This window comes from Psychrobacter sp. 1Y6, from assembly GCF_052258385.2.
In the GTDB taxonomy this organism is placed as follows: domain Bacteria; phylum Pseudomonadota; class Gammaproteobacteria; order Pseudomonadales; family Moraxellaceae; genus Psychrobacter.
This window is the reverse complement of sequence record NZ_JBQQEW020000001.1, coordinates 1,119,729-1,143,023: the sequence shown is the minus strand read 5'-3', so window position 1 is coordinate 1,143,023 and position 23,295 is coordinate 1,119,729. Positions and strand designations below refer to the sequence as shown.

Below are 23,295 nucleotides of genomic sequence, written 5' to 3'. Positions count from 1 at the left end.
ATCTTATCTATATCAATCATTACTATTGAGCCTCGCTATGCCTGAATCTCGTACCAATCTAAACCCTGAACCAAAAACCAGCTCGCCGTATTTTATCGGATTATTACTTCGCTATAGTACGTTTGGCGCGGCGATTTTAATTCTATTGGCGGGTTTATTATTGGTAAGTTGGTGGCTGATTGTAATCGGTGGTTTGGCTGTGGCGCTTGGTATTTATGATTTAATTCAGTCCAAGCACGCGATATTGAGCAACTACCCTGTCGCTGGACATATTCGCTATGTGTTGGAAGATTTCCGTCCTGAGATTCGCCAGTACTTGCTCGAGGACGATAAAGAACAAGTACCGTTCTCACGTCAGCAGCGTGCGCTAGTCTATCAACGTGCTAAGAACGTCAGTGACACCAACGCCTTTGGTACGCTAGATAATTTATATACTCATGGTAAAGAGTGGTTTTTGCAATCCACCATCAGTGCACCACTAGAGAACAAAGACTTCCGTATCATGGTCGGCGGTGAGCGTTGTCAGCAGCCACACGATATGTCAGTATTTAATATCTCTGCGATGAGCTTTGGCAGTCTGTCAGCGAACGCTATCATGGCACTTAATCAAGGCGCAAAACTCGGCGGTTTTACCCATGACACGGGCGAAGGCGCGATCAGCCCTTATCATCGTAAGTTCGGTGGTGATTTGATTTGGGAATTGGGTACAGGCTACTTTGGTTGCCGTGATAATGATGGTAACTTTGATCCACAGTCTTTTGCTGAAAAAGCCGTCGATCCTCAAGTTAAAATGATTGAAATCAAGCTTTCACAGGGTGCCAAGCCTGGTAAAGGTGGCGTCCTTCCCTCTAGCAAAATCACCCAAGAGATTGCAGATACTCGTCAAGTGCCGACGGGTCAAGATTGTATCTCGCCCTCTTCGCATACCGCATTTAGCACACCACGCGAGCTGGTTGCCTTTTGGCAGCAGCTACGTGATTTATCAGGCGGCAAGCCAGTTGGCTTTAAGCTATGTATTGGTCAGCCATGGCAGTTTATGGCGATTGTTAAAGCGATGATAGAGACGGATAACTATCCTGATTTTATCGTTATCGATGGTGCAGAAGGCGGCACAGGTGCAGCGCCCGTCGAGTTTATGGACAACGTTGGCATGCCAATGGTAGAAGGGTTTTTGCTGGTACATAATACCTTAGTTGGTGCAGGTATTCGTGACAAAATTAAGCTTGGCGTCAGCGGCAAAATTGTATCAGGCTTTGATATTGCGCGCATGATTGCGCTAGGTGCAGATTGGTGCAACTCGGCACGTGGCTTTATGTTTGCGGTCGGCTGCATTCAGTCGCGCTCTTGTCATACCAACACTTGCCCGACGGGTGTGGCAACTCAAGATCCATATCGTCAAAAGGCGCTCGACGTCCCTAGTAAAGCTGAGCGTGTTGCAAGTTTCCACAAAAACACGCTAAAATCGCTTGCCAGTATCGTAGGCGCGGTCGGTTTACAGCATCCTAGCCAATTACAGCCGTATCATATCGCACGCCGTCTAGATGATGGGCAGATTAAGCTGTTATCCAAGTTTTTCTATTTTGCTGATAAAGGCGCACTGCTAGATCATAGCGCCCGTGCCGACGTATTTAACCAGATGTGGGTCATGGCAAGCCCTGATAGCTTCTTAGCCAATAATGACGCACTCATTGCTTATAACAAAGACTCACGCGATAAGGGCAAAGAAACTGGCGCGCCAACAGAACACAGCGCTGGGTATAATTCTGAGCCTTTGACCAACCTCACCGATGGTGGACGATTAATTGGGAATGTGAACAATACAATCCGTGACTTCCCGCCTACTAGCGATTGAATAAGCGCCTGAATTGTTGTACTTAAACTATAGTAATGAAGGTGTAATTAAGCAGTAGATAGCCACCAAACTTAAATAATTTGTACATTAAAAGACGCGTGATTGATGCCAAGTTCTATTTTTACCCTATCCCTATCAACGATAGTGCTCGCGCTAGGCCTTAGTGCCTGCCAGCAGACAAATACCAATGCGGCTAGCATCGACACCGATAGCTGGTCGTGCCAGACTGAAGACACGCCTTTTACTTATAGCGTTTGCCGTGTAGATGCTACCGCGTTAACGAGCGAGCGTTATTCATTACAACTGTTTTGGCAATCCTCTGATAACAATGAGCCTCTGCTAACCTTTGATGCGTTATTGGCCACATTACCGAACAATGAGAGTCTCAACTTTGCGATGAATGCAGGCATGTACAATGAAAACTATGCGCCGATTGGCTATACAGTCATCAAAGGCAAAGAACTCAAATCGCTAAATACAAAAGAAGGTGGCGGTAATTTTCATCTATTACCTAATGGCGTTATGTGGTGGGACAAAGCTGGCAACGTGCAAATCACCGAAAGTAATGCGTTAAATGAGCAGCTAAAAAATGGTGATGTGCAGCCTTGGTATGCGACGCAATCGGGTCCTATGCTGGTCATCAATAACGAGATACACCCACAGTTCAACCCTGATAGCAGCTCAATCAAACTGCGTAATGGTACAGGTGTTTGCCGTGACGGCAGTATACAGCTCGTTAATAGCGATGAGCCTGTGACCTTTTATCAGTTTGCAGAACTATTTAAGGATGAGCTGGGTTGTTCAAACGCGCTGTTTTTAGACGGTGGTATTGCCTCAGCATTGTATGCGCCTAGTATCGATAAGCAGGATAAAAAAGAGATGGGCGTGATGATTGGGTTGGTTGAAAATAAAGAGTAATGTACCCTGATACTCTTTATTTTCAACTAAGATTAAAAAAGCACTTAGCGTGATTATCTCATGCTAAGTGCTTTTTCATTACTGGCGACAGTCGGCTAGCAATAACAGTTAGTTGGCTAGCTAACTATTAACGAAACTAAGCTAAAAACTTAACCACCCAAGCTCATCTTAGGGCCAAACGGTTCGTAGTGGACACTATCGACACCATGATCTAATGCTACTAACCCATCAATCATGCTCTCCATAAACGGCATCGAGCCGCACACATAGATATCAGCAGGCTTAGGCAAGGTAGCAAGCCATGTCTCATCTAATATCTGCCCAGACTCAAAGTAAAATATATGCTTTTCTACAGTCTCAGCCTTAGCAAGTAATGCCTCTACCTGATCAGAAAAAGCATGATGAGCGATATTTTGACATGCGTAAACCCAGATAATAGGTCGTTTAGGATTGGCTAGTACTTGCGCCTCTAGCATAGCCAGTATAGGCGTCACCCCGACTCCTGCACTCATCAATACCAATGGAATTTCATTCTGCTGTACCAAATCTTGATTAAGCGCGAAGTCACCAGCTGGAGCCGATAATAAAACCGTATCACCGACTTCTAGTTGGTCATGCATATAGTTAGAGACCAGCCCATGATGCGCATTACGGTTGTCACGTCGAACCGCAAACTGAATGCCCGTATCGGTACTAGCAGAGTACACAGAATAATGGCGCAAGGCTATATGGTCGCTGTCTTTTGGGTCTGTTTTTACTGTGATATATTGACCAGCAGTTAAGGTTAACTTGCTTAAATCAATATCTTGAGCGTTTGCTAAATCATCACCTGTTTTGTTCTCACTCTTATCGACTGGTACCACGGTAAAGGCTGCGATATCTATAGCGACTGCTTCTTTTTTAGTGACCTTAAACGGTGCAAATCCCTGCCACATTGCTTCTTCATACATACTATGTTCAATTTGGATAAACACTGAGGCAATTTCATCATAAGCTTCTGTCCAAGCATCAATAATGTCATCGGTAGCCGCCTCACCCAATACTTCTTTTATCGCCCCAATTAGATGTTTGCCGACGATAGGATAATGCTCAGGCAATATCTGTAAGGCTCTATGCTTATGGCTAATCTGGGTCACTTGTGGCAACAACGTAGCCAACTTGTCCAAGTGCTTGGCAGCAGCCAATACCGTCATTGCTAGTGCCGTCTGCTGTCTTCCCAATTTTTGATTGGTCTCATTAAAAATATCTAACAGCTCAGGATGCTCATTAAACATATTTTTGTAAAACACAGTGGTAATCGCAACGCCATGCTCTTCGAGTACAGGAACAGTTGCGGTGACGGTTTCTAACGTTTTTGGTGAGGCCATGTTGTTTCTCTTAGTCATTAACTTCATTGATAAATTGAGATGTTAAAAATAATCCGTCTAAACTGGCAATAATGAGCAGACCTTTTTACAGTGGTCATCAAAATTTTTAGCCGCCCAATTCGGAAGATTTATAACATTCATTTTAAATGAATGTTAACACACTTTACTAGGCATACCAATATACAATCAATATCGATCTTATTTGCATCAACAAAAAAACAGCCGCCAAGTTGTCATAACGGCTGTTGTTATAAGAATTCACTCTGTGTTAACAGGCTTTATTTATTCATCAATCAGGCTAAATATCAAAATTACCGCGCCATATATTGAGTCATCTCTTCAACACCATGTAGCGTCATCGGATACATCTTATTCTCGAACAGCTTTTTAATTTCAACGATGGTTTGCGTATATTGCCAATACGACGGGTTTTCAGGATTGAGCCAAGTTACTTTGTCAAAATGCTCCAGTACGCGCTTCAGCCATACGATGCCCGCTTCATTATTCATATACTCTACGCTACCACCGACTGTCATCAACTCATAAGGTGACATAGACGCATCACCGACGAAGATAACGCGATACTCTCGGCCATATTTATTGAGTAGCTCAAAAGTTGGCATCGGCGCACTATGACGACGATTATTGTCCTTCCACACATAGTCATACAAACAGTTATGAAAATAAAAGAACTCTAAGGTTTTGAATTCATTTTTTGCCGCAGAAAATAGTTTTTCGAGCGCTTCGACATGGATATCCATACTGCCGCCCACATCAAACAACATCAGCACTTTGACTCGGTTTCGGCGCTCTGCTTGCATATGAATATCGAGCACACCCTTTTTTGCCGTACGCTTAATCGTCTCATGAATATCAAGCTCATCAGCACTGCCAGTCCGCGCAAACTGACGCAGATTGCGTAGCGCCATCTGAATTTGACGTGTACCCAGCTGATTGTCATCATCAAGATTGCGATATTTACGCTGCTCCCAGACTTTTGCCGCGCTACGTTTGCGAGACTCACCGCCGACACGCACGCCTTCTGGATGATCACCATAGGCACCAAATGGCGAAGTGCCGCCCGTCCCTACCCATTTACTACCACCTTGATGACGCTCTTTTTGCTCTTTTAACCGTTCCTCTAACGCCTTCATAAGTTCTTCAAGCGAGCCGTACTTTTTCAGTAATCGTCTTTGCTCTTCGGTCAGATTCTTTGGATCGAGCTTTAAATCTAGCCACTCTTTGGGCACATCTGTTAGCTTGGCCAACAGCTCATCCATATCGAGACTATCGACACCTTCAAAATAATCCGCCATGGCCCGATCGAACTTATCAAAATGGCGCTCGTCTTTGACCATGCACAGTCGAATCAGCCGATACATATCTTCGCGGCTAGCAAAAGTAGTCAGTGCTGGATCTTCAGGATGCGACTGCATCATCAGCCCTTTATCTAACGCGGCATTGAGATCGAGCAGCTCGCGCGTACTGACTGGCACGCCGTAAGTACGCAAGGTATAGAATAGTTTGATAAACATAAGAGTCGTATCACTTATTGGCTGATATTATTATCTGGTGATATTGCTGATATCATTAATTGGTACAGTTACAGATTGAGCGTTTGCATTGACCTTCATAGTAGACATCCGATGTCGGACATAAAATATTAAAGCCAACGCAAGCGGCAAACATTAGCGACGCATCATATTGGCAAAACGCTGTAATAAGCTCACATCTGCCTCGTTTTTGAGCAATGCGCCATATAGAGGTGGAATAGACTTTTCGCCGCGCAGATTTTCTTCTAGCTCGTCCTGAGCCATATCATCAGCAAGTAACAAGGTTAACCAATCGACCAACTCAGACGTTGAGGGCGGCTTTTTAAGACCTTGAATACCACGCAGCTTATAGAAAATATCCAATGCATCATTGACCAGTTTTTCCTGAATGTCTGGAAAATGCACTTCGATGATTTGGCGCATGGTTTCTTCTTCTGGGAAATCAATATAGTGGAAGAAGCAACGACGTAAAAACGCATCTGGCAGCTCTTTTTCATTGTTTGAAGTAATAATAACCACTGGACGCTGCGCTGCCGTGATGGTCTCGCCCGTCTCATAAACATAAAAAGACATTTTATCAAGCTCATGTAGCAAGTCATTTGGGAACTCGATATCGGCTTTATCAATCTCATCAATCAGCAGTACGCTACGCTCTGTACTGGTAAAAGCGTCCCACAGCTTGCCCGGCTTGATATAGTTGGCAATGTCATAGACCTTATCATCACCCAACTGTGAATCCCGCAGGCGTGATACTGCATCGTATTCGTACAGTCCTTGCTCAGCCTTAGTCGTCGATTTGACGTGCCAAGTAATCAATGGCATGCCCAAACTTTCAGCGACTTCTTCGGCAAGCAACGTCTTACCTGTGCCAGGCTCACCTTTGATCAGCAATGGCTTTTGTAAGGTCATAGCGGCATTTACGGCCAGTTGCAAATCATCGGTAGCAATATAACTACTGGTACCAGTAAAGTTTTTCTTAGTATTGTCAGCTGTGGTCATAATCAGATCTCGATTGTTGTTATAGATAAGTTGTTATAAATGGATAGCTCTAAAACATAAATGACTAATAAAGGATAAATTAGTAAAGAATAAATTAGATTAGCACAGCCTGATGCATTGCCAAAATACTCATGCGTTCGCATTTATTAACAATTGTTATGTACAATGCATAATGATCAATTATTTATTTGCCTAATAAACAGTCGGGCATAAAAAAAGACACGCAATGGTGTCTTTTTATTCGGGTATCAAATAACTTTTAAGACAATAATGTTGTCTCAACGCTTAGCCTATTTTTATCACTTATCAGACGTATCGCTATCTGTTTTTTTAGCCAATGTACTGTCTTTTTTTAAGTTTACATTAGTATCAGGCTGTTCGGTTACGGTAGCGCCTTCTGGCAAATAACTACCTGTGGTCATTTGCAATGTGGCCTGTGTATCTTCTGCGCTGCGGCTACGGGCTTTGTCCAAACTTGAAGCAAATGCGCTGCGTATCAGCTGCCATACAAAACCAACAAACAGCCCTGCGACCAGTATCACCAATATCGGCAACATATTGGCAACCGCGCCTGCGTAATCTTTCATCATCACAGCATAGACGACGCTAATACTGGCTGGTGCAAGCTCGCTCGGATCACCAAGCGCTGTGCCTGGTGCTAATAATACTGCAAACAGAACCATCCAGCTCATACCGCCCAATGGTTTTGGCAGTACACGAGCAACGAGTATCCATAGTACTAGTACCAAAACAGCACCGCCCAGATAAGCATACATCGGCAAATCAGCGGGCGGGACATCCTTTACCATTTGGCCCCACCAAATAGCAATCTCACCGAGAATGTCACTGATAGACTCTAGCGGTAAGCTATGTAAGATATTTTTTAACCAGTCCATGCGTGTTTATTTACCTGCGTTTATCGCCGGTGACACAATCTGTGTCTAGCGGTATATGTGCGTTCTGTAGAACCAGAATGAGGCCAACTACATAATGAACTTGTGCATTATGTAGGCTTATATATGCATTGCGTAGGGTGTCAGTTTATCACGACTTTCTACTCAAATGCATGTGAGCAAATGTGTCGTAGGTTTTTATCGACGCTATTTTCAAGGTAGCGTACTGATATGTCCTACCACACTTACTTGCTGACAAATCCATTAATTATAGATGCTGTCCTGCGATTCACGAGCACGCAGTTCTGCTTGGCGACGCATCACGTCTTGCGGCGGCAACTGCACAAAGTAGCCTTGAGACTGCAGTTTTGCCAGTACCTCTTCTTTGTCGGCGCGAGCGAGCTTATCTTTAGTTGATAAGTCCAAATGCATGACGAACTTACTACGGCCTAAACCTGCACGGAAATCTTTTGGTAATACACCAAGCCAGTCTTTGATTTCATCAGTATCATCAGGATAATCAGGACGCGCAATGTAGATATACATGTCGTCATGTTTGGGAAATTTATAAATATCGCAATGCATAAAAACCACCTATCAGAAACTATGGGCGTAGGTTAGCATATTTCAGGCAAATACCAGTAGTCGCTTTGCGTTTTGCTAACGTAATTTTTGTCAAAACACACAGATAAAACGCTGATATGAGCGATAAAAATATCGTTGTAAAACATAACCTATTTAACAGACTACCCTATCAAAACATCATTTTTGCCAAATTTATTTATTTTAATGGCTTTGATGACTTGTAAAAGCGCTTTGAACCTTTCATAATAAAAGCGTTTTTCAGGAGAGAGTTTATTAGCATCGTTTTTGTATTGAACCCTATTGGTTATACAACTATTGCAATTGCTAGATAACCACCGAAGGCGCATCCACCCTGCCAATCGCTCAGGTAAAAGGACTGAAAAACGCATGTCACTGTTGTTTGATAGTGTTTAGTAATATGACGCTAATAGCGCACTACTTTTTATCAAACATAAGGCATAACAAATCTGGAGAGTGGTAAGCACGGACGACGTCTTACCCACCGAAGGGGAGAAAATACGCTATCATCGACGATAGGGCTCATACAACTGCCCAAAAATGATGATTCGTGTTGAAAATCTCAGGTCACAGGACAGATAGGGCTTTAGCTTAAACTGACGTATAGCGTCTGTTTGGCTTACGTCTTCATCTTTGCTTTCTGTGTCACCCTTTGATGTGATATTTGCACCTTGCAATATTGCTTCTCGCTACTTTTACGTTGCGCATCACTCCCTACTCTGCCGAGTACGACTGATGTACACATAAGGATTTGTTATGACTGATACCCATTCTCAAGACTCTAGCAGCAACCAAGCTCCTCAGCGTACCCCTTTTTACCAGTCTCATATTGATAGTGAGGGCAAACTGGTCGATTTTTCTGGTTGGGAATTACCCATTCATTACGGTTCACAAATCGAAGAGCACGAAGCGGTACGTACAGATGCAGGTATGTTTGATGTCTCACATATGGTTGTGACTGATATCAAAGGCGCTGATACCAAAGCATGGCTGCAAAAGCTGCTCGCAAACGATGTCAACAAACTCACTACCGCTGGTAAAGCGTTGTACTCTGGCATGCTCAATGAGCAAGGCGGCGTCATCGATGATTTGATCGTCTACCTGATGAATGCAGAAGAAACTGAGTACCGCATCGTCTCTAACGCAGCCACTCGTGACAAAGACTTAGCACAGTTTAATAAAGTCGCTGAAGGCTTTGATATTACGATTACCGAGCGTCCTGAGCTTGCTATGCTCGCCGTGCAAGGTCCAAATGCTATTGCAAAACTGGCTCAAGCCAAACCAAATTGGGCAGATACCTTAGCAGGACTAAAACCTTTCGTTGGTGCTAACTTGACCGATATCGAAGGCACTGATTGGTTTGTGGCTCGTACTGGCTATACTGGTGAAGATGGCGTCGAAGTCATTATGCATGCCGATGATGCCCCTGCTTTTTTTGAACAACTAAAAGCAAATGGCATCAAACCTGCGGGTCTTGGCGCACGTGATACCTTGCGTATGGAAGCAGGCATGAACCTTTATGGCCATGACATGGACGAAACTATCAGTCCTTACGAGTGCAACATGGGCTGGACGCTAGCGCTAAAAGACGACCGCGCCTTTGTTGGCCGCGAAGCGTTGGTCAGCAAACGTAAGCAGTCAAAAGAAGACAACACCGCTATGAAGCAAGTGGGTCTACTATTGACTACGCGTGGCGTATTGCGTGAAGGCATGACGGTGACTATCAATCAAGGCACTGACAATGAGCAAACTGGCATTATCACCAGTGGTACATTCTCCCCTAGCCTAAAAAATTCAATCGCGATTGCCCGTGTGCCTGCCAGCTTATCAGAAGATGACAGTGTACAAGTCGATCTACGCGGTAAAGGTAAGTTCGTCGATGTACGCGTATTAAAGCTACCTTTTGTCCGTAACGGCAAGCAACAGTTTGACTCTTAGGTCTTATAAATTCTATCATTAGAGCGCGTTGTCATTTTACACACGATTATAAAAATGACGACACGCCTAGCCTCCATTATTTTTGTTAATTAACCTCTATCACTTAGGAGAGAGACCATGAGCAACATCCCAGCAGAGCTAAAATATATTGCTAGTCACGAATGGCTACGCTTAGAAGACGACGGTACGATCACTGTTGGTATCACTGACCATGCTCAAGATCTATTGGGTGATGTGGTATTCGTTGAGCTACCAGATGTGGGCGATATCATCGCTGTTGATGACGAAATCTCAGTTGTTGAATCAGTAAAAGCGGCTTCTGACGTTTATGCACCTATTTCAGGTGAAGTCATCGCTATCAACGAAGCACTAGAAGATGATCCTGAAATCATCAACTCTGACCCATACGGCGAAGGTTGGTTCTTCAGAATGAAGCCTGACAACATCGCTGACTACGAAGCACTAATGACTGCTGACGAGTACGAAAGCGACTTATAAGCTAAGCACGTAAGCTAAGCATGCTCTCACAAGACATTAGCATTTGTAAGACGTTAGCTTATACAAAGCATTAGCCCCGACTGAACATTATAGATACTGGCAGCAGCTGGTATCTATACTCTCTATTTAAACGATTTAAAAACCTTTCTCATGAAAAGTGTTCGCTCATTGACCATGCTTATTATTTGAAAGTAGCTTTATATGTAGATCTCCAACAATCATTATCGTCCGATGTTATTGCTACCAAGCGTTATCTCATTGACTCGTATTGATCACCTATTCGAATCCCAATGAATACGTGCTATCAATAACGACGCAAACTGATAACCCAATTCTCAGCATGGATCCTAATATGAATGCCAACACCGATAATAAAGACCCCATTGCCACGCCAAACCATACGCCGCAGCTACAAGCATTTCGCGATATCGTAGAGTCACGCCGTTCCGTGCGCCGTTTTACTGACACACCTATCCCTGACGATGTATTGGCAGACTGTCTGCGTTTGGCCATGCTAGCACCAAACTCTAGCAACCTACAGCCGTGGGAATTTTATGTTATCGATGATGCTGACAATCGCAAGCGCGCCGTCAAAAACTGCATGAATCAAAACGCCGCAAAAACATCAGCCCGTTTGATTGCCATCGTTGCTCGTACTGATGTTTGGCACGATCACGCTAAGCAAGTATTGCGCGAATACCCTGATCAGCCAGTGCCAAAGAAAGTGAAAGACTACTACAACAAAGTCGTCACGATGGACTTCTTGCGCGGCCCAGCCAACGTGGTTTCGGCTGCGAAATGGGGCGCTACACAAGTGGTCAGACGTGTAAAAGGCCCAATCAAGTCGCCTTATTATACGTTTGAAGATACCAAAAACTGGGCAACCAATAACACCGCACTTGCCGCCGAAAACCTCATGCTAGCATTACGCGCTCATGGGTTTGATAGCTGTGCTATGGGCGGCTTCGATGAGCCTGCTATGAAGCGATTACTAGGCCTAAGCGACGATCAGCATATCATTATGATGATTGGTGCTGGCGAACGCGCTGATAACGGTGTTTACAACAGCCAGTTCCGCTTTGATCAAACACAGTTTGTACATTACGTATAACGCACTCTATTATTTTATAGTCGGTTCAATATGATTTAGATACAAGGAAGCTGAGTGCAAGTACTACAAATAGTAGACTAAACGAGACTGACACCGTATCTAATTCATAGAGGATTGGCTATAGCTATTTTCTTTATTACTCCCCTAACCAAGGATTGTCATGACTATCTCTCAAAACCCATCGTTTGGTACCTTTCAAGGCTTATTCAACGAAGCTGAATTTGTCTATCGCCATTTAGGCTCGAACGAGACCAAGCAAGCTGACCTACTCAGTGCTGTTGGTTATAAAGACATGCAAAGCTTTATCAATGACACGGTACCTGAGCCAGTACGTTTGCACAAAGAATTGGATTTGCCATTGGCAATGAGTGAGCATGCAGCACTTGCCAAACTGCGTACGATGGCAGACGACATCACTGTTAATAAAAGCTATATCGGTCAAGGCTACTCGCCTGTGCGTATGCCTGCTGTCATTCAGCGCAACGTCCTTGAAAATCCAGGTTGGTATACTGCTTATACGCCTTATCAAGCTGAAATCGCGCAAGGTCGTCTAGAAGCCTTGCTTAACTTCCAACAAGTCTGTATCGACCTGACTGGTCTTGAGCTAGCGGGTGCGTCACTACTTGACGAAGCCACGGCAGCGGCAGAAGCCATGGCGATGTCAAAGCGTGTGAGCAAAAGCAAATCCGTACAGTATTTCGTTGATGAGCGTGTCTATCCGCAGACGCTAGATGTTATCAATACTCGTGCCAAGTACTTTGGTTGGGAGGTCATCGTTGGTGATTTTGAAATGGCTAAATCTGGCGACTATTTTGGTGCGCTATTCCAGTACGTTGGTGCTGAAGGTGACGTTAAAGACTTAACAGACGTCATCAGTGCAGTAAAAGAAAACAAAACTTACGTCAGTGTCGTCAGTGACATCATGAGCTTGGTGTTATTAAAATCACCAGCCGATATGGGTGCCGACGTAGCGCTAGGTAGTACTCAGCGTTTTGGTATTCCAATGGGCTTTGGTGGTCCACATGCCGCTTATTTTGCGTTCTCTGATAAAGCCAAGCGTTCAGCGCCTGGTCGTATCATTGGCGTATCAAAAGACGCACAAGGCAATACTGCGTTACGTATGGCTCTACAAACACGTGAGCAGCATATCCGCCGTGAAAAAGCCAACTCAAATATCTGTACGTCGCAAGTATTACTAGCCAACCTCGCTGGTATGTACGCGGTATATCATGGTCCAGGCGGCGTGAAGCGTATTGCTACTCGTATTCATGCATTTGCCACTGCGTTTGCTGACGCTATCACAGAATCTAACGACAGCAGCTTGAGTGTGGTACATGATCAATTCTTCGATACAGTCGTGGTTGATTGTGGTTCAGAGAAATTGGCTACTCAAATCTTTAAAAATGCAGACAACGTTGGCTACAACTTATGGCGTCTAAGCGACACCAAATTGAGCGTTGCCTTTAGTGAAACCAGCGATCAGCAAGATTTCAACACATTGACTCAGCTATTCGTCAATAAGTCACACGATCTACCTGAAACCGCTCGCGTCTCACTTGATAGCGCACACCTGCGTACGGATGACATCTTGACTCATCCAGTATTCAACTCGCATCACACCGAGCATGAAATGCTGCGCTATCTAAAGTCGCTTGAAGACAAAGATCTAGCGATGAACCGCAGCATGATTTCACTGGGTAGCTGTACCATGAAGCTAAACGCCACCAGTGAGATGCTACCGATTACTTGGCCTGAGTTTGCCAACGTGCATCCTTTTGCACCGCGTGACCAAGTCACTGGCTATATCGCAATGATCGATAGTCTGCAAGATCAATTAAAAGCCATTACTGGTTTTGATGATGTCTCTATGCAGCCAAACTCTGGCGCCTCTGGTGAATATGCTGGTCTGTTAGCGATTCGCCGTTATCATGAGTCATTGGGCGAAACCAATCGCGATGTTTGCTTGATTCCTATGTCAGCGCACGGTACCAACCCTGCTACTGCCATGATGATGGGTATGCAAGTAGTCGTGGTCAAAACTGATGAAAACGGCAACGTTGATATCGATGATCTAACTGCCAAATGTGAAGAATATAGCGATCGCCTAGGTGCGCTAATGATCACTTATCCATCGACGCATGGTGTGTTTGAAGAAGGCATCCGTCATATCTGTGATTTGACTCACAAACATGGCGGTCAGGTCTATATGGATGGCGCGAACATGAATGCTCAGGTAGGCATGATGCAGCCTGCAGACGTTGGTGCTGATGTACTACATATGAACCTGCACAAAACCTTCTGTATCCCGCATGGCGGCGGCGGTCCAGGCATGGGCCCTATCGGCATGAAGGCGCATTTGGCAACGTTTATGGCCAACCATACCTTGAGCCCTGTACACAATGCACAAAAAGACTGCTCAGCAGTATCAGCAGCACCTTATGGTTCAGCGAGCATCTTACCGATCTCATGGATGTATATTGCTATGATGGGTCGTGATGGTCTATTAAAAGCAACGGAGCTGGCATTACTGAACGCCAATTACGTAGCAGCTGAGCTAAAAGGTCACTACCCTGTCTTGTATGCTGGCAAAAACGGCCGCGTGGCTCACGAATGTATCATCGATATTCGTCCGTTAAAAGAAGAGACTGGCATCACAGAAAGCGATATCGCTAAGCGCTTGATGGATTATGGTTTCCATTCACCAACGATGAGCTTCCCAGTCGCTGGTACGCTTATGATTGAGCCAACAGAGTCTGAGTCAAAAGAAGAGTTGGATCGCTTTATCAGTGCGCTAAAATCTATCAAAGCTGAAGCCATGAAAGCAAAAGCTGGTGAAGATAACTGGACGCTAGAAGACAACCCATTAGTCAATGCACCGCATACGGCTGCTATGATTACTAGCGAAGAGTGGACGCATCCATACAGCCGTGAGACTGCTGCATTCCCACTGCCATACATCCGTGCAAACAAGTTCTGGCCAAGTGTCGCGCGTGTCGATGATGCTTATGGTGATAAGAACTTAATGTGCTCTTGCCCAAGTATCGAAAACTATATGTAATTATCATTTTTGTTAATAGCTCGTTTATTGTCAAAAAACCTCCAAGTCAGCTACTGACTTGGAGGTTTTTATTTGTCTGACTTTTTATCTATTACGTTAGCAGGTAATATTATAAATAAACGATAAGAACTCAATGCAATAAAAGCTTATATTTATAATAAGCTATTTATCTTGAATTTCTGAAGCAATCATTTGGACAATACTATGCAACATAAAGCGCCTAAACAAAAAACTCGCGTCATTCTAATCCATGGGTTGCATCAAACCCCATGGATTATGCGACCATTAGCCAAGCGCCTGCAAGCAGCAGGATTTGATACCCATCAGTATGGCTACCGTAGTATGCGTGATGGTATCAAAACCAATAGCGCCCGCCTAAATAGCTGGCTAGAAACAAATCATCACCCAGATCAACCTATAGACTTGGTTGGGCATAGCTTGGGTGGTTTAATCATTCGTGATTTTGTTGCTCAGTATCCAAAATGGAAAATTGGACGTTGCGTGACGCTAGGAACACCCCATATAGGCAGTGTTTGTGCAGATTATATTTGGCGATTGACTCCTGCTGTCGTAGGTCGCTCATATGTCGACGCACTCGACGGCACAGTCGCACCATTACCCAAACATGTGACGCTAGGCGTCATCGCTGGCAACCGACCTTATGGTCTAGGTCAGTTATTTTTGCAATATCACAATCACAAACTGCGCAAATCTGACAAGCCACCTCTTAACGAGCAGCTTGCACATGACGGGACAGTATATATAGAAGAAACGAAAATAGAGGCTGCAGCTGATCATATCGTCATGCCAGTCTCGCACACCGGCATGCTAGTGAATCCAGAGGTCGCCGAGCAGACTCGATACTTTTTAGAGCATGGACGATTTAAACGCTAAGAGCTGTATGAATACTTGAGTGTCAGTTTTCAGTCTTATCGAACGCTTCCTTATTAAACGGCGCATTATCGAACGATTCCTTATTGAACGCGAATACCCATGCCCTGCTGCAGTTCCGTTTTATGCTTTTTGATGACTGGAATTAAGGTTTTAACAACCCAATCGTTACGCCAACCTTTTAGCCCTTGCGGCAGTTCGCTGACATCTTTATCAAGAGCAACCACTTCATATAATTGTCCTAGCCATTTTTTACGCATCAATACACTGGCAGGTATACCGATCTCGCGCGCATGCTCATCAATCGCTTGCTGCACTGCTTTTGAGAGTACTTTATTTTTTGAGCGATATGGTGGCACTAGACAGTCTGGATGCTCTGTAGGCGGTAGACTCTTGGCATCTCTGATTACTTTCAGCAGTTCTTCGCCATATAGTCGCAGCATACTACGGTGCATGGTCGTTTTATGTGCCAGCTCGCGCATACTGTTTGGCTTTTCAGTGACTATCTCACGCACTGCTTGTTTTTTTATGACAAAGGTACGCGGTTGATTGGTCGCACGTGCCAGCTCTTCTCGCCATGTAGCCACCCCTTTGAGTATCGCCATTTGCTGCGAATTATAGCGATAATCTGCCATCGTTAGATACATCGCTTCATCTTCGACGTGCTGCGTGTCATACAAATCACTGGCATAAAGCTGACAGTCAGCCCAAACATAATCGTATAAATCTTGAGCCTTAAGCGCATGCTCGATACTGAGATACAGTGCTGGCAAATAACGCACATCATCGATGGCATACTGCTCTTGTTCATCTGTCAACGGGCGCTGGAGCCAATCAGACTGACTGTGTTCTTTATCGATATGCATATCTAGCTGATCAGCCAGTGCCTGCTGATACCCCATTTGCAATTGACCTGTTAGATAAGACAACGCTATTTGCGTATCAAAAATATTGGTCAACGGTGGGCAACCAGACAATAAATAAAAAATGCCCAAATCTTCGCCGCAGGCATGCCAGATAGCCACATCTACTTTGCGTAGCGCTTCCCAAAGATCAGCCAGTTGTAACTGGGGTGCATCCAGTAGATAAACATGATCGCCAGTATTCAACTGCACCAGTGCCAAGCGCGGATAATAAGTGTCACGCTTGATAAACTCAGTATCTAAGGCCACGCGTCCGCAAGTCGCTAAGGCATCAATAACCTCATCCAAACCGCTTTGCTTACGTACCCATGTAATAGCAACATCATCAGCAATATCCAATAGTGCATCAATATCTAGCACCTCAGCATCTGGAGTATTAGACACTGACTCAGATGAAGTGGCTGCTGACATTGGCTCAGTATTAGCGGCTTCTTGCAATGAGCCATCATTGATATCAGAAGCATTTGATTGAGCTAAGGCGTTTGAAACGTTATTGGACACGGGCAGATACCTGCATTAATAGGAGAAAGTAAAACGCTAAACCGCGCCTTAATAAAATTAAAAGATAAACAATAATAAAGTGATTATAGCAATTCCAAGAAATGAATTGGGTAAGACTTTGAAGCAATCAAAACATTATAAAAAAGAACGATTTTGCATGGCTTGACCAAGCGTCATACTATCTAAATATTCAAGCTCGCCGCCCATCGGGACGCCTTGTGCTAAACGCGTCACTTTGTTGACATGACGACTGACAGCCTCACTGATAAAGTGCGCAGTAGTCTGCCCTTCGACAGTCGTACCTGTTGCAAGTATTAGCTCTTCGACAGGTTCTTGCTTCACTCGCCATACTAGCTGATCAATATTTAAATCATCAGCGCTGACACCATCAATAGGCGATAGATGCCCGCCCAACACAAAATAACGACCACGGTAACCAGCTGTCTGCTCAATAGCCATCACATCTGCTGCTGTCTCGACCACGCATAGCAGACTGTCATCACGTCTAACATCTTGGCAAAGCGGACATACAGACTCATCACTAAAACTATGGCAACGCTGACATTCAACAATATCACGCATGGCTTCATCTAGTGCTTGGGCGAGTGCCATGCCTTGTGGGCGTTTTTTACTGAGTAGATGTAACGCCATTCGTTGGGCACTTTTTTGACCGACGCCTGGCAATATACGCAGCTGTTTGACCAGCTGATCAAATTTGGCTGTAAGCAAAGTAGCTTCCTTTAGTTGACTTTATCTAACTGAATTTATAAATCGTAGCTATAAAAATGGGGTCGTATCGTGTCGATAACAACCCCATTTTTGTCTTCAGTATGAAGTATTTAATGCTTAAAACATGCCTTGCATACCTGGTGGTAGACCCATGCCTGAAGTCGCGCCAGCCATCGTTTCTTCGTAGAGTGCATCTGCTTGACGAACCGCATCATTGATAGCAGCAGCGATAAGATCTTCAATCATATCTGGCTCATCTTCTAGCAGACTTGGATCAATAGTCAAACGCTTAACCACATGACGACCAGTCATCGTTACTTTAACTAGGCCACTGCCTGCTTCTGCTTGTACTTCTTTGTTAGCAAGCTCTTTTTTAGCGTTTTCAACGTTTGCTTCTACTTTCTTTTGCATCGTTTGTGCTTGTTGCATCAATGCTTGAATGTTCATAGTTGCCTCTTTTGTTATTTATGGTTTGTATTTTATGCTAGCGCGTATAGTAATTAATAACGTAAAGTTAATGCAATGCGTTAGTGCAGATTATACCGTTATCTTTACAAACTGTCTAAACCACGTGCCAAGTCTTTGATAATATCTTCCACATCTTCCAGACCTACCGATAGACGAATCAGACCGTCTTTAACGCCAGCTTCGGCACGAGCCTCAGCAGTTAGACGGAAATGCGTGGTGGTTGCAGGATGAGTAATCGTGGTTTTGGCATCGCCCAAGTTATTGGTGATAGAGACCATTTGGGTTGAATCAATCACATGCCACGCCGCTTCTTTGGTATCGCGGCTATCAGATGCCTTGACTTCGAAGCCCATGATAGCACCGTAGCCATCTTTCATATGATGCTGACGTGTGGCAAGCTCGTGTGCAGGATGATCAGTTAAGCCTGAGAAATGTACGGTACTAACATTAGGATGATTGACCAAAAATTCTGCCACTTGATTGGCATTTTGGCAATGCGCTTGCATGCGTAATTTGAGCGTCTCAAGCCCTTTGGTAAATACCCAAGCATTGAACGGACTCATGCTGATACCGCCTGAGCGCACTACGGTAAACGCTTCTTGCATCAGTTTATCACTACCGACCAACGCACCGCCTAATACACGACCCTGACCATCCAAATATTTGGTCGCAGAGTGAATCACCACATCCGCACCCAAATCTAACGGGCGCTGCAATGCTGGCGTTGCAAAGCAGTTATCAACGACAAGTAATATGTCATTGGCTTTACATAGCTGACTTAAATAACCGATATCGCAAATCTGCGCCAATGGATTACTTGGGCTTTCGCAATAGATCACCTTGGTATTTGATTGAACCGCATTGGCCCATGCCTCATTGTCGAAGCAATCCACGTAGCTGACTTCAACGCCAAACTTGGCCATATAGTTGTTAAACAGACCGATAGATGAGCCAAATAACTGGTTGGCCGCTAGCAGATGGTCACCCGCTTTTAGGTATGCCAAGCACATGGTCAAGATAGCGCCCATACCAGAGGCCGTCGCAACCGCGCGTTCACCGTTTTCTAATGCGGCTAAACGACGCTCAAAAGTACGTACGCTTGGATTGGTATGACGAGAGTAGACATTGCCTGTTTTTGTACCATCAAAATGAGCAGCGGCATCAGCGGCTGAACGATAAACGTAAGAGCTAGTGGTAAAAATAGGCTCTGAATGCTCGCCTTCGTCTGTACGATGTTGACCTGCCCGCACTGCGATGGTCTGCATGCCATAATCAAGCCCTAAATCTAAGGCATCGTTGCGCCAGTTTGGATCTAACTTGTTCAAACTGCTCTCATCATGGTTTTGCGACTGACTCATAAACGTTCCGTTACTTTGGTTAATATGTTATTGGTTGGTCTTTTAATTGAAATAAAATGACTGCTTATTCTTCTGATTATCGATCGAATTCATCAGCGTTATCATATCATGTCGACTTATTCCGCACAGCTGGTTTCAAATGGCCACTAAATATTATTTTCGAATACCAAAGACGTATCAATTTCAATGCTTAAAATCTGCCACATATATAGTTAAACACTACTTAAAAAACAATGATTTCGTGCGCTAAATCTAACAAAAATAACGTATTTATAATAGGCAGATATCACAACAGCTGCTAAGCTTAGCGACGATTTAGATTTTGCCACGCATAATACAACAACAGTTTGGTAATTCATCTAAAAAGAGTGACTTAAGCACTCTGAATCATTATTTATCAGTACATTTAGGCTCATTAAGGTAAATTTGTTATGTCGATGTTCAGTATAGAACCAAGCAGCTTATCGTTGAGTCTAACCCTAGGACTGACTTTAGGTCTTAGTGCTTGCCAGAGTTTGCCCAAGCAGCCACATTTACCAGAAAGCCAAGCACTATCAGCACGCGTAGAAGCTCTATATTCAGACGAACAAACGACGCAAGGTGAGACGATTAAGACCAGCAGCACTGATTTGGTATCTGCTATTAGTGCGCAGAACGATATTCATCCTGATTTGTCTGGCTATCACCCAATCGTGACCGGAGCAAATGCTTTTGCGGCACGCAGCATCTTGACAGATATGGCCACGCGCAATATTGATGCGCAGTATTATATTTGGCATAACGATCAGGCTGGGCAGCTTCTGTTAAAAGATTTATGGGACGCGGCTGAGCGCGGCGTGATCGTGCGCTTATTGTTAGATGATTTTAATAATAGTGCCAAGTTCGACCAGCATTTATTACGCTTTGCTAGCCATCCTAACATTGCGGTGCGCATCATCAATCCTTTGATGCATCGTAAGTTTCCAACACTGAACTATGTGACTGGTTTGCCACGTATCAATCGCCGTATGCATAATAAAAGCATGACCTTTGATAAGCAGATTACTATCATCGGTGGGCGTAATATCGGCAACGAATACCTTAGTAATGATCAAAGCAGCCAATTTGCAGATTTGGATGTCTTACTCATCGGTAAAGTCGTCGCAGATATTGATAACAGTTTTTATGACTATTGGTCATCGCCTTTATCATTTGATATCGAGACCTTAGCGAAATTTGATGATGACGTTACGCCTGATTTTTTAAAGGCCTTAGATAAGCTCGGTCTGGATGAAGAAAACAACGAAGGCAGCAGCTTGACGGTTTATAAAGCTGCGATCAAAGACTCTACGATCGATAGTGACTTGATTAATAAGCGTGTGCCTTTCCGTTGGACCGACATGCAGTTCTTAAGTGATGATGTTGGCAAACTAAGCAAAACGGTTCCTGCCGATACTAACTTGGTTCATCAGTTGCGTAACTTGCTTGGTAGCCCAACTAAGAAATTGACGATTATCTCTTCTTATTTTGTACCGACCAAAGATGGCGTTGATACATTGGTTAAGTTGGCTGAAGCTGGTGTCGATATCAAAATATTAACCAACTCATTTGATGCGACCGATGTGACTGCCGTTCATTCTGGTTATAGCCAGTGGCGACCTCGTCTGCTTCGTTCAGGCGTCAAAATATATGAGCTTAAATCAACCGCTGCTGAAGAAAAACGTGATAACAAACTGTGGCGAGCACGTAGCCAATCATCGACCAGTTTGCACGCAAAAACGTTTGCTGTAGATGACTATCAAGTCTTTATCGGTTCATACAACGTTGACCCACGCTCTGCCAATATCAATACCGAAATGGGCGTAATCATTAATGATGATGAACTCGCAAGGCAGCTACATGGCGCTTTGAGCGACGATCTATTAAATCAAGCGTATGAGGTTAAGCTACTAGAAAATGGCAACCTGCAATGGCACACCATGGAAAAAGGCGAAAAAGTAGTCTATGACTCCGAGCCACGAGTGGACATGGGTGACCATGTTTGGCTAACCATTATGTCTTGGTTACCCATTGACTGGCTATTGTAGATACATAACTTATTAATTTCGACAGTTCTAGAACATTTAGTTTTGCGATTCAGTTGTATTAAGTAAACAAAATACCATTCAAACACTTTTATTTTAAACACCCAACTTATTGTTTCGGCAAGTCATCTTTTATATATCTTGATTTGCCGTTTTTACCATGGCCGGTTATCCAAACGATGATCGTCTTAATGACCACTTTACTCTGTGGATATGTGATCTATTATGCCGTCTCGTTCTCAATACGCCCTAATGTCTACTAAAGACAAAAACATAGTGATGTTCATTAGCTTCATCAGCGCTGTGATATTTTTTGATTTTTTGATTTACTTGTATATCTCAGATATTGTTTCAGCGGCGATTTTTCCTGCTAATGCTGACCCTAGAGTTGCTAAACTGCAAGGAATGGGGCTTTTTGTTATCGGTTATTTAGCACGTCCAATCGGAGGTGTTCTCATCGGTCGTTATGGTGATATAAAAGGTAGAAAGCCCGTTTTATTGCTAAGTATCATAGTCACCGCATGTAGTCTCCTAGCAATGGCATTTTTGCCTACTTATGCACAATGGGGCATCTTTGCGCCTGCTTTATTCATTTTGTTAAGAATCGTACAGGGTATGGCATACGGACTTTATGTTCCCTTATCTTGGGTATTTGTGGCAGAGCATGTGCCCAGACAGTATTTGTCAGTAGCCTGTAGCTACGTGACTGCCAGCTTCTTTGTGGGTGTGTTATTCTCAAATGCATTTTTTATGTGGCTTTCTAGCTTTATGACTACCGCTGAATTAACTGAATATGGATGGCGCTTGCCGTTTTTAGTTGCCGCTGTACTAAGTGCTTTGCCGTTATTGGTGTGGCGAATGGTTGGAGAGACGCCTTTCTTCTTGGCACTCGTAAAGCCGAAGACAGGTAAAAATGTAGGCAAGCCGCTTACGTTACTTTTTAAACACTGCAAACATTCTATTTTTATCGGTATGGTGCTGACGTTAGTAATCTCTAGCATTTCTACTGTTATCGTTTTGCTCTTACCAGACTTGATAGAGATAAATTTTTCGTTGGACAGTGATTTGTTCGGGTTCTCCCATAGCCTGGGCATCATATTTATCATTTTTGGCTGTATATTCTATGGGATGATTTCTAATCATGAGAATTTTGGTAAAGTATTGGTAATCGGTTCAATTTTACTGATTGCCCAAATGCTGGCGTTCTTTTACCATTTGCAGGCGGGCGGTGATTATATACTGATCATGTATGCGATTTTGGGCTTCTGTGCTGGTGTGATTGGTATGGTCCCTGCTATCCTTGTAGAGCTGTTTCCGACCAATGTACGTCTGACTGGCGTTGCTTTTTGCAACAATGTCACACAGGGTATCGTGGGTGTACTGATACCTTTTGGTCTTGGATACGCCACGACTCTAGTCAGCTTTTCACCAGCACTGTACATTGCCTTTATTGGCTTTATCGGTATTATCATGGGGCTTTATTTTTATAATTTGCCCGAATTGAAAAAGATTGACCACGTTATTGTATAAGTAAACAGTCAATCGCCGCTTCGCATAACACTTGAAGCTCTA

General features: G+C 43.9%; 18 protein-coding genes and 2 riboswitches. Of the genes, 9 read left to right on the top strand and 9 right to left on the bottom strand.

Going from position 1 to position 23,295, the window contains the following annotated elements; translation table 11 throughout:
* Positions 1-37: 37 nt before the first annotated feature.
* Both ACTXGF_RS18565 and ACTXGF_RS18560 read left to right on the top strand, forming a co-directional pair.
* Complete coding sequence (locus tag ACTXGF_RS18565; RefSeq protein ID WP_443533753.1) at positions 38-1,852, top strand: FMN-binding glutamate synthase family protein; 1,815 nt, start codon at positions 38-40, stop codon at positions 1,850-1,852.
* 105 nt (positions 1,853-1,957) lie between these two features.
* Positions 1,958-2,770, top strand: a complete 813-nt coding sequence (locus ACTXGF_RS18560; RefSeq protein WP_443533755.1) for a phosphodiester glycosidase family protein — start codon at positions 1,958-1,960, stop codon at positions 2,768-2,770.
* 149 nt (positions 2,771-2,919) lie between these two features.
* On the opposite strand, the gene ACTXGF_RS18555 is transcribed toward ACTXGF_RS18560, so the two are convergent.
* The 5 genes from ACTXGF_RS18555 to ACTXGF_RS18535 form a co-directional block, all read right to left on the bottom strand.
* On the bottom strand, positions 2,920-4,137 hold the full coding sequence (locus ACTXGF_RS18555) for a globin domain-containing protein (RefSeq protein ID WP_443533757.1): 1,218 nt from the start codon (positions 4,135-4,137) through the stop codon (positions 2,920-2,922).
* A gap of 311 nt (positions 4,138-4,448) precedes the next feature.
* Positions 4,449-5,672 carry a vWA domain-containing protein gene (locus tag ACTXGF_RS18550; RefSeq protein ID WP_101205694.1) on the bottom strand — a complete coding sequence of 408 codons (1,224 nt, stop codon included), beginning with the start codon at positions 5,670-5,672 and terminating at the stop codon, positions 4,449-4,451.
* Between the two features lie 153 nt (positions 5,673-5,825).
* Complete coding sequence (locus ACTXGF_RS18545; protein ID WP_101205695.1) at positions 5,826-6,689, bottom strand: AAA family ATPase; 864 nt, start codon at positions 6,687-6,689, stop codon at positions 5,826-5,828.
* A 299-nt stretch (positions 6,690-6,988) separates the two neighbouring features.
* Entirely contained in the window at positions 6,989-7,585 is a 597-nt protein-coding gene (locus tag ACTXGF_RS18540) for a hypothetical protein (RefSeq protein ID WP_201570019.1), read from the bottom strand.
* 261 nt (positions 7,586-7,846) lie between these two features.
* Positions 7,847-8,167 carry a YcgL domain-containing protein gene (locus tag ACTXGF_RS18535; RefSeq protein ID WP_443533760.1) on the bottom strand — a complete coding sequence of 107 codons (321 nt, stop codon included), beginning with the start codon at positions 8,165-8,167 and terminating at the stop codon, positions 7,847-7,849.
* Positions 8,168-8,416: 249 nt separating this feature from the next.
* Positions 8,417-8,556, top strand: a riboswitch (glycine riboswitch).
* Positions 8,557-8,624: 68 nt separating this feature from the next.
* Positions 8,625-8,773: riboswitch (glycine riboswitch) on the top strand.
* 168 nt (positions 8,774-8,941) lie between these two features.
* Between ACTXGF_RS18535 and gcvT the strand changes: the two genes are divergently transcribed.
* The 5 genes from gcvT (at position 8,942) to ACTXGF_RS18510 (ending at position 15,684) form a co-directional block, all read left to right on the top strand.
* Positions 8,942-10,123, top strand: a complete 1,182-nt coding sequence (gene gcvT, locus ACTXGF_RS18530; RefSeq protein ID WP_443533761.1) for a glycine cleavage system aminomethyltransferase GcvT — start codon at positions 8,942-8,944, stop codon at positions 10,121-10,123.
* A gap of 117 nt (positions 10,124-10,240) precedes the next feature.
* Positions 10,241-10,621 carry a glycine cleavage system protein GcvH gene (gcvH, locus tag ACTXGF_RS18525; RefSeq protein ID WP_057760766.1) on the top strand — a complete coding sequence of 127 codons (381 nt, stop codon included), beginning with the start codon at positions 10,241-10,243 and terminating at the stop codon, positions 10,619-10,621.
* 352 nt (positions 10,622-10,973) lie between these two features.
* On the top strand, positions 10,974-11,732 hold the full coding sequence (locus ACTXGF_RS18520; protein ID WP_443533763.1) for a nitroreductase family protein: 759 nt from the start codon (positions 10,974-10,976) through the stop codon (positions 11,730-11,732).
* A 160-nt stretch (positions 11,733-11,892) separates the two neighbouring features.
* A complete protein-coding gene (gene gcvP / locus ACTXGF_RS18515) occupies positions 11,893-14,790 on the top strand; it encodes an aminomethyl-transferring glycine dehydrogenase (RefSeq protein WP_443533765.1) in 2,898 nt (965 codons plus the stop codon).
* Positions 14,791-14,994: 204 nt separating this feature from the next.
* Positions 14,995-15,684, top strand: coding sequence for an esterase/lipase family protein (locus tag ACTXGF_RS18510; RefSeq protein WP_443533767.1), 690 nt, complete (start codon positions 14,995-14,997; stop codon positions 15,682-15,684).
* An 80-nt stretch (positions 15,685-15,764) separates the two neighbouring features.
* On the opposite strand, the gene ACTXGF_RS18505 is transcribed toward ACTXGF_RS18510, so the two are convergent.
* From ACTXGF_RS18505 to ACTXGF_RS18490, 4 genes are all read right to left on the bottom strand, one after another.
* A complete protein-coding gene (locus ACTXGF_RS18505; protein WP_443533769.1) occupies positions 15,765-17,105 on the bottom strand; it encodes a ribonuclease D in 1,341 nt (446 codons plus the stop codon).
* A gap of 135 nt (positions 17,106-17,240) precedes the next feature.
* Positions 17,241-17,834, bottom strand: coding sequence for a recombination mediator RecR (gene recR / locus ACTXGF_RS18500; RefSeq protein WP_443533770.1), 594 nt, complete (start codon positions 17,832-17,834; stop codon positions 17,241-17,243).
* Between the two features lie 117 nt (positions 17,835-17,951).
* Complete coding sequence (locus ACTXGF_RS18495) at positions 17,952-18,281, bottom strand: YbaB/EbfC family nucleoid-associated protein (protein WP_045445429.1); 330 nt, start codon at positions 18,279-18,281, stop codon at positions 17,952-17,954.
* 104 nt (positions 18,282-18,385) lie between these two features.
* The gene (locus tag ACTXGF_RS18490; RefSeq protein ID WP_443533772.1) at positions 18,386-19,660 is read right to left on the bottom strand and encodes an O-succinylhomoserine sulfhydrylase; all 1,275 of its coding nucleotides are present in this window, start codon (positions 19,658-19,660) and stop codon (positions 18,386-18,388) included.
* A 431-nt stretch (positions 19,661-20,091) separates the two neighbouring features.
* On the opposite strand from ACTXGF_RS18490, the gene ACTXGF_RS18485 reads away from it, so the two are divergent.
* Positions 20,092-21,726, top strand: coding sequence for a phospholipase D family protein (locus ACTXGF_RS18485; RefSeq protein ID WP_191113877.1), 1,635 nt, complete (start codon positions 20,092-20,094; stop codon positions 21,724-21,726).
* A 222-nt stretch (positions 21,727-21,948) separates the two neighbouring features.
* Positions 21,949-23,253 (top strand): MFS transporter, encoded by a 1,305-nt coding sequence (locus ACTXGF_RS18480; protein WP_443533774.1) that lies wholly within the window; start codon positions 21,949-21,951, stop codon positions 23,251-23,253.
* Positions 23,254-23,295 lie beyond the last annotated feature (42 nt).

Bases quoted from the DNA above. Each gene is read 5' to 3' on its own strand.
- ACTXGF_RS18485 (WP_191113877.1), top strand. From the start codon at position 20,092: ATGTCGATGTTCAGTATAGAACCAAGCAGCTTATCGTTGAGTCTAACC.
- ACTXGF_RS18545 (WP_101205695.1), bottom strand. From the start codon at position 6,689: ATGACCACAGCTGACAATACTAAGAAAAACTTTACTGGTACCAGTAGT.
- ACTXGF_RS18490 (WP_443533772.1), bottom strand. From the start codon at position 19,660: ATGAGTCAGTCGCAAAACCATGATGAGAGCAGTTTGAACAAGTTAGAT.
- gcvP (WP_443533765.1), top strand. From the start codon at position 11,893: ATGACTATCTCTCAAAACCCATCGTTTGGTACCTTTCAAGGCTTATTC.
- gcvT (WP_443533761.1), top strand. From the start codon at position 8,942: ATGACTGATACCCATTCTCAAGACTCTAGCAGCAACCAAGCTCCTCAG.
- gcvH (WP_057760766.1), top strand. From the start codon at position 10,241: ATGAGCAACATCCCAGCAGAGCTAAAATATATTGCTAGTCACGAATGG.
- ACTXGF_RS18565 (WP_443533753.1), top strand. From the start codon at position 38: ATGCCTGAATCTCGTACCAATCTAAACCCTGAACCAAAAACCAGCTCG.
- ACTXGF_RS18480 (WP_443533774.1), top strand. From the start codon at position 21,949: ATGCCGTCTCGTTCTCAATACGCCCTAATGTCTACTAAAGACAAAAAC.
- ACTXGF_RS18550 (WP_101205694.1), bottom strand. From the start codon at position 5,672: ATGTTTATCAAACTATTCTATACCTTGCGTACTTACGGCGTGCCAGTC.
- ACTXGF_RS18535 (WP_443533760.1), bottom strand. From the start codon at position 8,167: ATGCATTGCGATATTTATAAATTTCCCAAACATGACGACATGTATATC.
- ACTXGF_RS18540 (WP_201570019.1), bottom strand. From the start codon at position 7,585: ATGGACTGGTTAAAAAATATCTTACATAGCTTACCGCTAGAGTCTATC.
- ACTXGF_RS18495 (WP_045445429.1), bottom strand. From the start codon at position 18,281: ATGAACATTCAAGCATTGATGCAACAAGCACAAACGATGCAAAAGAAA.
- ACTXGF_RS18520 (WP_443533763.1), top strand. From the start codon at position 10,974: ATGAATGCCAACACCGATAATAAAGACCCCATTGCCACGCCAAACCAT.
- ACTXGF_RS18510 (WP_443533767.1), top strand. From the start codon at position 14,995: ATGCAACATAAAGCGCCTAAACAAAAAACTCGCGTCATTCTAATCCAT.
- ACTXGF_RS18560 (WP_443533755.1), top strand. From the start codon at position 1,958: ATGCCAAGTTCTATTTTTACCCTATCCCTATCAACGATAGTGCTCGCG.
- ACTXGF_RS18555 (WP_443533757.1), bottom strand. From the start codon at position 4,137: ATGGCCTCACCAAAAACGTTAGAAACCGTCACCGCAACTGTTCCTGTA.